12 protein-coding genes are annotated in these 12,931 nt (G+C 58.9%); 1 reads left to right on the forward strand and 11 read right to left on the reverse strand.

Features of this window, described 5'->3' with window-relative positions; all coding sequences use genetic code 11:
- Positions 1–5: 5 nt before the first annotated feature.
- The 11 genes from JC607_RS24590 to JC607_RS24640 form a co-directional block, all read right to left on the reverse strand.
- Entirely contained in the window at positions 6–974 is a 969-nt protein-coding gene (locus tag JC607_RS24590) for an ABC transporter permease (RefSeq protein WP_198839347.1), read from the reverse strand.
- Between the two features lie 11 nt (positions 975–985).
- Positions 986–2,248: an ABC transporter permease gene (locus JC607_RS24595; protein ID WP_198839348.1), complete on the reverse strand. Its 1,263-nt coding sequence runs from the start codon at positions 2,246–2,248 to the stop codon at positions 986–988.
- A 63-nt stretch (positions 2,249–2,311) separates the two neighbouring features.
- Complete coding sequence (locus JC607_RS24600) at positions 2,312–3,382, reverse strand: ABC transporter substrate-binding protein (RefSeq protein WP_198839349.1); 1,071 nt, start codon at positions 3,380–3,382, stop codon at positions 2,312–2,314.
- A gap of 66 nt (positions 3,383–3,448) precedes the next feature.
- Positions 3,449–4,546: an ABC transporter ATP-binding protein gene (locus tag JC607_RS24605; RefSeq protein ID WP_198839350.1), complete on the reverse strand. Its 1,098-nt coding sequence runs from the start codon at positions 4,544–4,546 to the stop codon at positions 3,449–3,451.
- A gap of 55 nt (positions 4,547–4,601) precedes the next feature.
- Positions 4,602–5,870 carry an amidase gene (locus JC607_RS24610; protein WP_198839351.1) on the reverse strand — a complete coding sequence of 423 codons (1,269 nt, stop codon included), beginning with the start codon at positions 5,868–5,870 and terminating at the stop codon, positions 4,602–4,604.
- A gap of 37 nt (positions 5,871–5,907) precedes the next feature.
- A complete protein-coding gene (locus JC607_RS24615) occupies positions 5,908–6,348 on the reverse strand; it encodes a VOC family protein (protein ID WP_198839352.1) in 441 nt (146 codons plus the stop codon).
- 52 nt (positions 6,349–6,400) lie between these two features.
- Entirely contained in the window at positions 6,401–7,564 is a 1,164-nt protein-coding gene (locus JC607_RS24620) for a DUF1116 domain-containing protein (protein ID WP_198839353.1), read from the reverse strand.
- A 54-nt stretch (positions 7,565–7,618) separates the two neighbouring features.
- Positions 7,619–8,233: a hypothetical protein gene (locus JC607_RS24625; RefSeq protein ID WP_198839354.1), complete on the reverse strand. Its 615-nt coding sequence runs from the start codon at positions 8,231–8,233 to the stop codon at positions 7,619–7,621.
- 2 nt (positions 8,234–8,235) lie between these two features.
- Positions 8,236–9,132, reverse strand: a complete 897-nt coding sequence (locus JC607_RS24630; protein ID WP_198839355.1) for an NAD(P)-dependent oxidoreductase — start codon at positions 9,130–9,132, stop codon at positions 8,236–8,238.
- Positions 9,133–9,144: 12 nt separating this feature from the next.
- Complete coding sequence (locus tag JC607_RS24635; protein ID WP_198839356.1) at positions 9,145–10,074, reverse strand: PDR/VanB family oxidoreductase; 930 nt, start codon at positions 10,072–10,074, stop codon at positions 9,145–9,147.
- A gap of 38 nt (positions 10,075–10,112) precedes the next feature.
- A complete protein-coding gene (locus tag JC607_RS24640) occupies positions 10,113–11,327 on the reverse strand; it encodes an aromatic ring-hydroxylating dioxygenase subunit alpha (RefSeq protein ID WP_198839357.1) in 1,215 nt (404 codons plus the stop codon).
- A gap of 198 nt (positions 11,328–11,525) precedes the next feature.
- Here JC607_RS24640 and JC607_RS24645 point away from each other — a divergent pair, with 198 nt between their 5' ends.
- Positions 11,526–12,443 carry a LysR substrate-binding domain-containing protein gene (locus JC607_RS24645; RefSeq protein ID WP_198839358.1) on the forward strand — a complete coding sequence of 306 codons (918 nt, stop codon included), beginning with the start codon at positions 11,526–11,528 and terminating at the stop codon, positions 12,441–12,443.
- The last annotated feature ends 488 nt before the right edge of the window (positions 12,444–12,931 follow it).

A 12,931-nucleotide genomic window follows, 5' to 3' on the forward strand; every position in this document is an offset into this window, starting at 1 on the left:
CTGTCTCACAAACGTGAATCCATGAGCGAGCCGGATAGTGCAACAAAGCCGCTCACACCTCTCAAACGGTCGGATCTGCGACGCAAAATCTCAATAGTTGTCAGGAGTGCAATCGAAAGAACCACAAGTATTGTTGCAACCGCGAGGATTGCCGGGCTGATGGATTCGCGAATTCCATTCCACATTTGCCGCGGGATGGTTTGCTGATCCGGGCCCGCAATGAACAGGACCGCTACCACCTCATCAAAAGATGTGACGAATGCAAACAGGCCGCCGGAAATCACCCCGGGCAGAATCAGCGGCATGATCACCTTGAAGAACGTAATTCTGGGGTTTGCCCCGAGGCTTGCGGCAGCGCGGATCAGCGACTGATCGAAACCCGACAGTGTTGCCGTGACAGTGATGATGACAAAGGGGATGCCAAGCACGGCATGGGCAAGCACAATTCCGGTATATGTCGAGGTCAGACGACCACATTGCATGCCGATAATCGAACATGGGTTAGAGTAGAAGAAAAACATCCCCGTCGCCACGATGATGATCGGCACGATCATCGGCGAGATGAGCAAGGCCATGATCAGTCGCCGATAGGGCATCTCCGGGCGCGACAGGCCAAGAGCAGCAAGGGTGCCGAGAGTGGTGGCGAGGATCGTTGACCAGAAACCTATGATCAGCGAATTCCGGGCCGCTTTTACCCAGGTCGCGTTGGCCCACATATCTGACCACCAGCCACTGACGGCCTCAGGTTGCTGCATTCCCGTTGAGACCAGGGCATCATACCACCTGAGGGAATATCCCGCCGGGTCGAAAGTCAGCATTTTCTCGGTAAAGGTAAAATAGGGCTCGGCGTTGAAGGATAGCGGGATGATGACAAGGATAGGCGCGATCAGAAAGATGAAGATCAGCGTGCAAATCACCAAATAGGCATAGTACCAGGCGCGCTCAAGCGGATCGGCATAGGTTTGGAGGGCCATATCTTTTTTCCTTAGCCGAGCTTGAGTTTGTCGATGCCGATAAGGCGGTCATAGAGCCAGTAGAGCACAAGAACCCCGGCAAGCAGCATCGCGGCCAGAGCGGCAGCCTGGCTCCAGTTCGAGCGGGTCATGTGGAACTGGATCTGGTTCGAGAAGAGTTGCCCGTCAGCGCCCCCGACCAAAGCGGGGGTGATGTAGTAACCGACGGCGAGGATAAAGACCAAAAGTACACCCGCACCGATCCCCGGCAGGGTTTGGGGTGCATAGATGCGGCGGAAGGTGGTCCAGGAAGTGGCGCCAAGGCTGCGCGCCGCCCTTGCATAGGCAGGAGGGATCACCCGCATCACCGAATAGATCGGGAGAACCATGAAAGGCAGCAAGATGTGGACCATCACTATGATGGTTCCGGTCTGATTATTGATCAGTGCGAGGCGTCCGTCCTCCCCGATGATACCTGCAGAAACCAACAGCGAGTTCAGGACGCCCTGGCCCTGCAGTAAGACAATCCAGGACGTGGTACGCACAAGCAGCGACGTCCAGAACGGCAGGAGTACAAGGATCATCAGGAGATTGGCCTTGCCCATCGGCAATGTCGCCAGAAGATGCGCAATCGGAAAGGCCAGCACCAGGCAGATGACCGTAATCACGCCCGAGAGCAAAAATGTCTTGCCGTAAAGCGCGAGATAAACGCGCGAGTGCTCATCCACACGTTCCAGCGTTCCATCTGCTCCGCGCTGAATATCCAGTGCGGTCAGATAAAAATCTGACGTCCACGGCGAGGAAGCTTCGCGCATGGCGACCCAAATCCGAGGATCATCCCATTTTTGATCCAGGCCGAGGATGGCATCCCTGTAGGGCGCTTCCAGATCATCCGCTTTGCGTGCAGCGCTGGTGAAAAGCGAACGGCTGCCAGGCACATTGTAATTGATCCGGGTTCCAGCGGCTCCGGCCAGGTTTTGCTCTTTCATGTAGCGCAGATCCGCGGCAAGGGCCGCAAAACCCGCCTCATCGGGCCGGATGTCTTCGGGGTTTTCACTGAACCATTGGCCCAGCGACGGCGCCGCAGCTGAGAAGCCATCGTGATACAGTGAGCGCTGAAGCATCTGGCCAATCGGAAGCACGAAGGTCAGCGTGACGAAAAGCAACAATGGCAGGACCAGTAGGAAGGCCCTGCGCCTGTTTCGCGCCTGTGCGCGCGCCAGTCTGATTTTAAGGGGCATGCCTTCTGATGCCAATGAACTGGCAGGAACGGCTGTCTGGGTGATACTGGCCATCGATCTCTTCCGTGAAGTTGCATCCCGGCCAGGGGGATGCCCCTGGCCGGTCCGGCATAGTGCTCAGTTTGCAATCAGCCAGTTATTGAAACGCTCATTCAATTCGGTATCCCGGTCGACCCAGAATTCGATGGAGGTTTCAAGTGCATTTTCCCTGTTTTCTGGTGAGCTCGGCAAATTCGGAGCCATGACGGTTTTCTCGTCCTTGTAGATAATCTCCATCGCGTTAGAGGATTTGCGAGGAGGTCCGTAAGAGATATACCTTGACTGCTCAGCCAGTCCTTCGGTCGAAGTGGCAAACCGGACGAATTCCATCGCTTCTTCCAGATTGGGCGCCCCCTTCGGGATGGCATAGGTGTTCAGCTCGTAAATCTGACCATCCCAGATGATTTCAAATGGCTTGCCCTCTTCAATGTATGCATTGAAGATCCGTCCATTATAGGCAGTGGTCATCAGAACTTCGCCATCCGCCAGCAATTGTGGCGGCTGCGCGCCGGCCTCCCACCAGACGATATCCTTTTTGATCGTATCGAGTTTGGCAAATGCGCGATCACGGCCTTCGGGGGTTTCCAGAATGGCATAGACCTCATCTGCCGGTATCCCATCGGCCATCAGTGCAAGCTCCAGCACAGCTTTAGGATTCTTTTTCAGACCCCGTTTGCCCGGGAATTTTTCAGTGTCAAAAAAGTCCGCTGCTTTCGAAGGTGCTTCGCCGCTGAACTTAGTAGAGTCAAAGGCAATGATATTCGCCCAGAGGTCTGTTCCGACAGCGCAATCTGTTATGCCACCATGAAAGAAGTCCTCTTCCGCAGCAGTTCCATCTGAGCCGGCAGGCAATTTGGCCGGGTCGATGGGCTCAAGCATTCCTTCATCGCAAAGACGGGTGGCATCTGCCAGCTCGATGGAGGCTACATCAACCGTGACATTCCCAGCTTCGACCATGGCGCGAATTGGCGATGCCGCATTGTCGGTATCGACCATCCTGGTACGAATTCCAGTCTTTTCCGTGAATGGTTTCAGATGCGCTTCATTCTGTGCAGTTCCATATGCACCACCCCAGGACATAACAGTGACGTCTGCCTGGCTCATGAAAGCCATACAACTCAGAACAGTGGAAAGAAGCAGTTTTCTCATTTCATTTCTCCCGGTTGATTTTTTATTTACCGGCTGCGCAGGGCCGGGGTCTTCAACGACTGGTCTTCAGACAGCGTCAAGCGCACGCGCATCCTGTGGATGCCAGCCGATCCGAATCTTTTCGCCCGGATTAAGGCGCCTTTGCCCGATGGAATTTCTGAGTTTCACGACGAAGTCCTCGGATCCCGCAACCCGCATACGGGCACGCAGAATATCGCCCATATAGATGATCTCCCGGACTTCAGCGTCCAGAAGATGAGCATTTTCTGGCATCATTTCAGTATTGATTTCCACCCGCTCGGGGCGGATTGAAACCATGGTCTTCTCACCTTTTTTGTGAATGTTGACCGCAGTTGCATCAATCAGCTCGCCGGTGGCCAGACGGATCAAAGCTCTGTCATCACGCAGTTCTTCGACAATCCCAGGAAGTTTGTTATTCTCGCCAATAAACTGCGCGACGAAACTGTTCCCGGGGCGTTCATAGAGATCCGCCGGAGGTGCGAGCTGCTGAATACGGCCATCATTAAAGACCGCAACCCGATCAGACATCGTCAGGGCCTCGCCCTGATCATGGGTCACATAAACAACCGTGATACCCAGAGAGTCATGCAGATGCTTGATCTCAAACTGCATATGTTCACGCAGTTGTTTATCCAGCGCGCCAAGCGGTTCATCCATCAGCACCAATTTCGGATCAAATACCAGCGCCCGCGCAAGAGCAATCCGCTGTTGCTGACCGCCTGAAAGCTGAGCGGGGCGGCGTGCGGCAAAGGACCCCATCTGCACCATATCCAGCGCGCGTTTGATCCGCGTTTCGCGCTCATCCTTTCCCATGCCGCGCACTTCCAGCGGGAAGGCGAGATTTTCGCCAACGGTCATGTGCGGGAACAGTGCGTAATTCTGGAAGACCATTCCAATGCCGCGTTTATGCGGCGGCACCTGATTGATCGGTCGGCCATCAAGCAGGATCTGCCCATTGGTCGCAGTTTCAAAACCAGCAAGCATCATTAGGGAGGTTGTCTTGCCCGAGCCCGACGGGCCGAGCATGGTCAGGAATTCCCCCTGGCTGATTGAGAGATTCAGGTCTTTGACGACAAGTGTCTCACCATCATAGCTTTTCTGTACATTCCTGAAGGCGACATATTCGCCAGTATCATGGGCCATCTGAATTGGTTACCTCCGCGATGTCCGGGCTATTCCCCGGATCGGTGTGCTCTGGTCAGAAAATCGGTCCCGCGCCTTCTTGCGCTTTTTGCCGGATGTCACGCAGCTTCGTTCGCGGGCGTTCGGGCAGCAGACGTTCGGCCCAGAGCGCATGGCCAATCAGGGCTTCGTCCTGCTGGGTGGCCGACAGCAGCTGGACGCCGACCGGCAGACCAGACGGCCCGGTCAGTCCCGGCAAAGTGATCGAGGGCAGCCGCAGGAGGCTCCACAAACGGCTGAAGACCGGATCGCCGGTAGAGGCCAGCCCGACCGGGGCCTCGCCCGGTGCAGCAGGGGCAAGAAGGATGTCGAAACCGGCGATGAGTTCCGCCATTCGCAGCCGCAGCTCCTCGGCCAGGCGCAGGTTTTTCAGATGTTCGGCGCGGGAAATGTCGCTGCCGTGGACCAGCATCCTGTGCAGAACCGGGCTCATCATGTCGGCATGCTGCATCTCCTGAAACAGGCTTTGTGCTGCCTCGTAGGCCATGATGTCAGCCTGCAGCCGTGCCCCATCCGCGAAGGCTTCAAGATCGGCTTCGACTATCTCCGCTTCAGCGGACAAGATCATACCGGCGGTCTGGATCGCCTGCCGGGTCGCATCCTCAGCCTGACCCCACCACGGGGTACGACAAAGCCCGATGCGGCGCGCCGGGCGCGGCTCGCGCACCGCTTCGGCAGCAACGGGGGCTGCCAGAACAGCATGGGCTTCGGCCAGGCTGCGGACATCTGCGGCCAGAAGACCGAGCGTGTCGAAAGACGGGGCAAGCGTTCCGACACCCACCAGGCTGTAGCTGCCAAAGCCTGGCTTGAAGCCAACCACGCCGCAATAGGAGGCCGGGCGCGTGATGGAGGCCGCCGTCTGGGACCCCAATGCGATATCGACGAAGCCGCAGGCCACGGCGGCCGCCGAACCGCTGGAGGACCCTCCCGGCGTGCGCGTCAGATCATGAGGGTTCCGGGTCGGGCCAGGTGAGAAGAAGGCGAATTCGGTGGTGACTGTCTTCCCCACGATCACGGCGCCCGCTGCGCGCAACTGAGCAACGGCAGCGGCATCGGCGGCGGGTTTGCGCCCTTGGTGCAGAGGAGAGCCGCTGGAGGTCGTGTAAGGCCGCGCGTCGATGATATCCTTGACCCCGATCAGCCGCCCGGCAAGGGCTCCGCTGGTCGGAGCATTGGCCAACTCGGCCTGCAAAACCCCGTAATCAATCGCGGAAAAGGCACGGATCTGCGCCTCGTCAGCCAGGATCCTTGCCTGACAATCCGCGAAATGGTCTGTGAAAGACATGATGCTACTGTCCGATCTGGGTTGAAGGCGGGAAGCGTCACCAGCTGCCGCTGTTTGGCAGCGACGCCCATGGCTCCTCGGGGGTAAGCTGCTCACCGTGCTGGAGAAATTCGATGGAAATTCCGTCCGGGGAACGAATAAAGGCCATATAGCCGTCCCGCGGAGGCCGGTTTATCGTGATCCCCGCCGCCGCAATCCGGGCGCAGGTCTCATGGATATCCGCCACTTCATAGGCGAGGTGGCCAAAGTTCCTGCCCCCTGTGTATGCCTCCGGATCCCAGTTCCAGGTCAGTTCCAGAATGGGGGCATCCTGTGCTGCGACAGCCGCAAGATCATCCGGCGCGGCCAGATAGACGATTGTGTAGCGCCCGGCCTCAGAACTGCGCCGCCTCGTCTCCTGCAGGCCGAGCACGCCACAATAAAACGCAAGCGAAGCCTCAAGATCAGCGACCCGGACCATCGTGTGAAGATATCGCATCCTGTCTTTCCTCGGTGCGGCGGCCCGCGTCAGGGGCCGCCATTGCCTGGGTTCAGTTCGGGAAGGTCTTGTCGTCTCCCACAACACATCCGCCGCCTACGCGGCCAAAGCGGCCGTGACCGTCAATCATGCCAAGAAGAATGATCGGGCCGGTATTCGTGGCCCGGACCTTTGCCGCATCCGTTGCGGCGAGGGCACCGAAGCCATCAAGCACCCCGTGAAGAAAGGTCGCCGGGCGCGTGGTCGCATCTGCGGGGAGATGGGCTGCGAGGGCTGCTCGCACGGGTGCCGCAGTCGCAAGGAGCTGCCCGCCGAGACCAAGTACGTCTACGATTGCGCTGTCACCAAGCGCCGGAAGCGGCGCGCTTTGTTCAAAACCCACCCCGACATCGCCCCGGATCGCGGGAGCGGAAACAAGGTGCCAATGACCCGGATTGCCCGCGAGTTGATAGCCGAAATGCACGCCATTTCCACCGGCATGGGTCACAAGATCAGAGCCCGCAACTCCCGCCGCAGCAGAGGCGATCAGCCCACAGGTCGCCATCCAGACATTCAGGGCGAATGCCGGGGCTCCGTGCAGGAAAGCCGTTAACTGCCCGTCGCCGGTGCCGGCAGGTTTGATCGCGAGCAGCGCCGCGACCAACGCCTTCGACCCCGCAATTGTCCGGGAATGGCAATCATCCTCATGCGCAATGGCTTGCTTCAGGATCGGGAAAAGCGGCAGCGGGGTCTGTCGGAGCCTTTCGCTGACCCAGGGTGCCAGAATGTCATCGAGCCAGCGAAGATGGGCAATCAGATCCTCATGCAGAATGCCGAGACGGGTGCAATGCACCATGCCCTCATTGATCGGGCTGAAGGCGGACCGGCCGCTGGCCCCGTCGGCGACCTCGATCAGCATCGTCGACGGCCCGGCCGCACCGGCGAGCGGCACATAGACGCCGTGATTTTGTGCGGGCTCGATGACCACATCGCCGCTTTCAAGCAGGGTCAGCGCCTGCCCCTGATCAACCGCCCAGCCTTCGCGCCGCACGATATTGCTCAGCGAATTGCGCAGCGCAGCCGGTATCGCGGCAAAGCGGTCAAAGGGCGGGCCAGCATGAAGCACGACCCGGCGATCAAGGCCCGGCAGATCCCCCAGACGCCGCAGCCCGATCCATTCCGGCTGAACGGCATTCATCCGCGCAAAGGCAATATCATTAGGATCTGGCTGTGACATGGGCAGTCTTTCGCTTCTGTGGGGGGCGCGGGTTTCAGGCCGGTTGTTCGCAGGTCAAGGCTGTTCTTCGCAGATCCAGGACTCGCTATGCGCCAGGGCGGCGGACTGGGCGCGGCGGTCGAAGAAATCGCGTTCAACGGTCTCCCCGGCCAGCCTGCGACCATCGAGAGTGATCGAGGCCGACCGGGCTGGCTGGAACACGCTGAACATTTCATGCCTGCCGGTCTGACTGTCCTTCGGCGGCTGTGCGACCGCGAACATGTCCTGAAGATCACTCCAGCGCATTTCGACACGATGACCGCCGAAACTGGCAATCTCGGTCACGTGACGCGGATAATCCGCCTCGACCGAGAACGTCGCGCCGCCGATGACCTGCAGCGCATCGATGGCCTGTTGGGCCGGGCGGAACAGGCCGAATTTGCGCACGAAGTCATCAAGCAGATAGCGCGCCAGCTGTTCGTTATCGGTGGAGCACAGCCTGACCGGATTTGCCTGCCCGCGATTATAGGGATCCTCCAGCACGAGGATCATATGACCGCGACCATAGTCTGATCCGTTGACACGGAAGAAAAGCGCCAGCGTCGACCAGTCGCCGTTCGGGTCGGTCTTCAGATAGATCGGCGGGTTGTCCCCGGTCCATTCGACTTTGCCTTTTCTGACGTAATCCATGCTCAAACCCCTTCCAGGTCGCCACTCTGCCCCTCGGCTGCCTGGAGCCGGAGGGAGTTGAAATCCGAAGTCGGGCGCCAGCCGAGCAGGCGGCGCGCCTTGGCATTGCTGAAGACAGAGGCCCGGGGATTTGCCACGAACCAGGCGGGATCCTGATCTGCCGGCAGGTCTTCCAGGATGCGTGACGCCCATTCCAGCGTCGCCTCGCGATGCGAGCTGTCATCGGCGCCGATGTAAAAGCTCTCGCCGCTGATACCGGGTGTTTCCGCAGCGGCCCGGAAGGCGCGGGCCAGGTCCGCAGCAGTGACATAGTAGAACAGCCAGTGAAGATCCGGTTTGTCGACAAAGGCTATATACTGCGAAAGCGTTTCAGGCAGCACGACGGCGAGCGGGCGCAGGCTGACCACTTCCATCCTGCCGCGGCGCTCAAAGCTCTGCCCCATGATCTCGGCAATCTGTTTGCTGACGCCATAGGCATAGATCGGGCGATTTTCGTGCTCTTCGGTAATCGGCAGGCTCTGGGGCTTCCAGTCCGCGCGCATCTCCTGGAGGCCACAGATCGAAATGGATGAGCAAAGCACAACCCGCTTTACACCCACAGCTTCGGCGGCCTGCAGCACATGCCAGCTGCCCCTGGTGTTCACGTTGATATAGGCCTCGTCCGGGCAACCCCAGTCGTAGTCGAGACCGGCAAGATGAATGACCACCTCTGCGCCGGCAAACGCCTGTTGCAACTCGTCAATCTGCATCACATCGGCGCGCATATACTGCGCCGCGCAGGGGCCGGTGGGCGGCGTCAGATCGGCATTGACCACCTCGTGACGCTCAGCAAGGCAGGCTACAACCTGTCGTCCAACCCTGCCCGAACCACCGGTGACCACAATTTTCAGCCGCTCCATAAGCAGACCTTCCTAGATATCGAGTTCAAGAAAATCGCCCGCAGCGCGGGAGACGCAGACCATCATAAATGTGCCTTCTTCCCGCTCTTCGGCGGTCAGGACGCTGTCGCGGTGGCTGGGAACGCCCGACAGGACACGCGTTTCACAAGTGCCGCAGACGCCATCCCTGCACGAACTCTCGACCCTGATCCCCGCCTCACGCAGGACCTGGAGAACACTCTTGTCTGCCGGAACCCAGAGGGTCTTGCCGCTCTTGCGGCAATGGAGGTCAAAGCCGTGATCGGCCGAGCTGTCGACCACCGGAGCCGCCGCAAAACGCTCGATCCGCAGCTGCCAGGGCGCATCGGTATTCAGGGCCTGCAAAGCGTCCAGCATCGGGCCGGGGCCGCATGAATAGACGGTGGTGCCTTCGCCCTCAGCGCCGAGAAGCCCGGCCAGATCGAGAAGGCCCGCCTCTTCGTCGCAATGCAGGCTGACGCGTTCCGGTGGAAGGGATGCAAGATCGAACAGGAACGGAAGCCGTGCCCGGTTCCGCGCCGCGACAACCAGATGCCAGTCCTGCCCGGCGGCCATCGCCTCGTGGACCATCGGCAGGATCGGCGTGATGCCGATACCACCGGCAATAAACAAAAGCCGCCCCGTGCAAGCAAAGGGAAAATGATTGCGCGGGGCGCTGATCATGACCTCATCGCCGGGCTTCAGCTGGTCATGGATCCGTACCGAGCCGCCCCGTCCGCCAGCGTCTCGCAGGATGCCGAGCCGGTATTGGCCCAGATCCGCCGGATCGCTGCAGATTGAGTATTGGCGGATCAGCGGTTCGGCCTCGCCCACTGTCGTGGGCAGGATCAGATCCACATGCGCACCCGGTTGCCATGCCGGAAAACACCGCGCGTCAACAGGCTTCAGGATCAGCCGGAGAATGGCTTCCCCGGCTGGCTCCATCGCCTCGATCCTTGCAGGAATGCTCCGGCGGCCCTGCATCATTCAGCCGCTTGCCGGGCAGCCTGTGCCCGACCTTCCTCAGCGGCATATTTTCGCACAAGCCAGGTCTGAAGCCGCTTGATCACCTCTTCTTCGGGAGCCAGGGGGCCGCGGGCGGAGAAGCCCGAATTATAGCCTTTCTGGCAGCTGCTCCAAGCATAGAGATCTTCCTCCATAACCGGGCCGAGGTCTTTGATCTCACGATCATAATTCTCACGGAACCCCTCACGGGCAAGGGTCTCCTCGGGATACATCCAGCTGACGCCGTATTGCGATTTCTGCGCCTCGAGCGGCAGCCAGAGGAAATATTTCACCTTATCCGGCATTGCGACGATCAGCAGGTTCGGCGCCACCGTCACATAGCTCAGCTGACTGCGTTGCTGGTCATCCAGCCCGCTGATCGGCGGTTGCAGAATATCGCCGGTATGCGTGGGGGCCGCGTCGCGATGCGTACTGCAAAGATTGTAAGAGATCACACCCTTATCGAGATCATTGAACTCGACCGCTTCATCAAGGGTTTCCCCGCGATTGAGCGCGTACATATCCCCCCAGGAACTTGAGTGGAGATACATGCAGTGATAGCATTCATCGTTAAAGATTTTCCAGTTCCAGGCCATCTCTTCGAGGTGGAGAGGATCAGCCCCCCGCAGCGCGCTCATATTATAGGCCTTGAGCTGCTCCCCCAGCTTGGCAAGGCGCTCGCCCACCGGAGTGAGGCTTTCATCGAAGGTGATGAAGATGAAGCCTTCCCAGATCTCTGTGCGCATCCGGGGAATGCAGATCCCGGCAATCGCCTCATTCTCTTCGGAACCGCCATCCGTCAGTCCCGGAGCCGCAATCAGCTTGCCGCCCAGATCATAGGTCCAGGCATGAAGCGGGCACCGCAGACGGCGCAGATTGCCGCGACCCTCCACAAGGATCATCCCCCGGTGCTGGCACACATTGGCAAGAACCGAGACCTCATTGCTACGGTCGCGCAGAACCACCAGCGGGTCTTTACCCACCTGTATCGTATAGTAATCCCCGACATTCGGGATCTCGCTGGAATGACCGACGCAGAACCATTCATGCCGCCATACCGCATTCATCTCGAACTTAAAAAATTCATCGCTGGTGAAGACATCCGAAGGCAAAGCAATGACATTCTTCGCATCCAGCGTGCTGGCATGCAGGTCTTCGAGAGCAATCGGGGACGGAATTAGGGGCTTGTTCATGGGAAAACCCTGATGGCTGTGCCGCATTGCGACGTTTCGCTTAACCAAGGACTAGGCGTGGAAGTCGAATCTGAAAAACATCGATTTCTCAGCAACAGATGAGAAAATCTCACCCATATTCCACATATCTGCCCTTGTCTGGGTCAGCGGTCAGCATCAGGATTTCCGCTTCCCACCGGCGCGTAAGGAACTGCGGCCATGGCTTCCGGAACCGATATCCATCTCAATGCCCTGCGGGTATTCTCCGTCGCAGCCAGCCATCTGAGCTTTGCTTTGGCTGCGAAAGAGCTGAACGTGTCACCCTCAGCCATCAGCCATCAGGTGCGGATCCTTGAGGATTATCTGGGCACCAGGCTTTTTCTGCGAGAGCCGAGACAGCTTGTGCTCACTCATGAAGGAAACCATCTCTGGCAAAAGCTCTCGGGCCCCTTCCGCGCTATTGAGTCCACAGTCGACCAGATGCGGCAAAAGAGCAGCTCCCAGCAGGTCAATCTGATCTGCCGCCCGTTTTTCTCAAGCTTCTGGATGGCATCGCGCCTGCATTCCTTCTGGGCGGCCTATCCACGCGTGTCGCTCAATCTGATCCATCAGAACACTCTCGCCGCCTCCGATTTCGACCGGGCGGACCTGGCGGTGACCTGGGGCAAGGCGCCGCCGGCAAATATGATCGCCGTTCCACTGGTCTCTGCCGGGCTTTCGCCGATCATGCATATCTCGCTTGCGGGGCGGCTCGGGGTGCCGCAATGCCCCGCCGATCTGAAGAACTTCACCCTGTTGCATGAGGAAACCCGGCTCGGCTGGACTGAATGGTTCGATCATGCCGGCGCACCGGCGACTGAAGGGCGGCAATCTTATCTCATCGATGATACGAATGTGCGCTATCAAAGCATGCTCAGCGGTCAGGGGATCATGCTGGGGGCAGCTGCACTTCTGAAGTCACAAATCGAATCCGGTGAACTGATCCAGCCCTTTGACATTGTTCTGAATGAATATCGCTACTGGCTCGTCCATCCGCGGGGACGCAGCCTGCCCGCGCGGTGCCAGACGCTCATCGACTGGCTGCAGAAAGAAGTGGCCCAATCTAGCCGGGAGAATGCAGCCGGAGAGGCAAGGTGAGCAGTCGATCTCCACCAGGCACGCGCAAAAGATATCAACAGATCCGTATTGAACGCCAGCGTTACGGAACGATGATCTGCGACCTGGATAGGCGACAGGTGATTGACCCGCTACCCAATAACGAGCTTATCGCTGTGGAAGCCTGCTCAGCGCACACTCTGGCATTCAGTTCATCGCCCGCGACCGAAACGGTGGCCGGCCGGTCCACTCCCCACGGCAGGCGAGCGCGGCCCATAGCCGCCACTCAGCTTCGCCTGGTGCTGCAATGCCGAATTTTCGAAAGCTGCCGTTCGGCACAGGGTGCAGCAAAATACGTGGGAGTAAGGCGCCGAATAAAACTATGCTGTGCGGGTTGAGTGCTGACGATTTGGCTGTGCAGGAAAATCCGATGGGGTTCCTCTATTGTAAGCGGTGTCCGCTTCCCACCTTCCGTGGCTTTGTTGCACTATCCGGCTCGCTCATGGATTCACGTTTGTGAGACAGCGGGT

Source organism: Paracoccus sp. IB05, from assembly GCF_016405985.1.
Taxonomy (GTDB): Bacteria; Pseudomonadota; Alphaproteobacteria; order Rhodobacterales; family Rhodobacteraceae; genus Pseudogemmobacter.

Bases quoted from the DNA above. Each gene is read 5' to 3' on its own strand.
- JC607_RS24590 (WP_198839347.1), bottom strand. From the start codon at position 974: ATGGCCCTCCAAACCTATGCCGATCCGCTTGAGCGCGCCTGGTACTAT.
- JC607_RS24595 (WP_198839348.1), bottom strand. From the start codon at position 2,248: ATGGCCAGTATCACCCAGACAGCCGTTCCTGCCAGTTCATTGGCATCA.
- JC607_RS24600 (WP_198839349.1), bottom strand. From the start codon at position 3,382: ATGAGAAAACTGCTTCTTTCCACTGTTCTGAGTTGTATGGCTTTCATG.
- JC607_RS24605 (WP_198839350.1), bottom strand. From the start codon at position 4,546: ATGGCCCATGATACTGGCGAATATGTCGCCTTCAGGAATGTACAGAAA.
- JC607_RS24610 (WP_198839351.1), bottom strand. From the start codon at position 5,870: ATGTCTTTCACAGACCATTTCGCGGATTGTCAGGCAAGGATCCTGGCT.
- JC607_RS24615 (WP_198839352.1), bottom strand. From the start codon at position 6,348: ATGCGATATCTTCACACGATGGTCCGGGTCGCTGATCTTGAGGCTTCG.
- JC607_RS24620 (WP_198839353.1), bottom strand. From the start codon at position 7,564: ATGTCACAGCCAGATCCTAATGATATTGCCTTTGCGCGGATGAATGCC.
- JC607_RS24625 (WP_198839354.1), bottom strand. From the start codon at position 8,233: ATGGATTACGTCAGAAAAGGCAAAGTCGAATGGACCGGGGACAACCCG.
- JC607_RS24630 (WP_198839355.1), bottom strand. From the start codon at position 9,132: ATGGAGCGGCTGAAAATTGTGGTCACCGGTGGTTCGGGCAGGGTTGGA.
- JC607_RS24635 (WP_198839356.1), bottom strand. From the start codon at position 10,074: ATGGAGCCAGCCGGGGAAGCCATTCTCCGGCTGATCCTGAAGCCTGTT.
- JC607_RS24640 (WP_198839357.1), bottom strand. From the start codon at position 11,327: ATGAACAAGCCCCTAATTCCGTCCCCGATTGCTCTCGAAGACCTGCAT.
- JC607_RS24645 (WP_198839358.1), top strand. From the start codon at position 11,526: ATGGCTTCCGGAACCGATATCCATCTCAATGCCCTGCGGGTATTCTCC.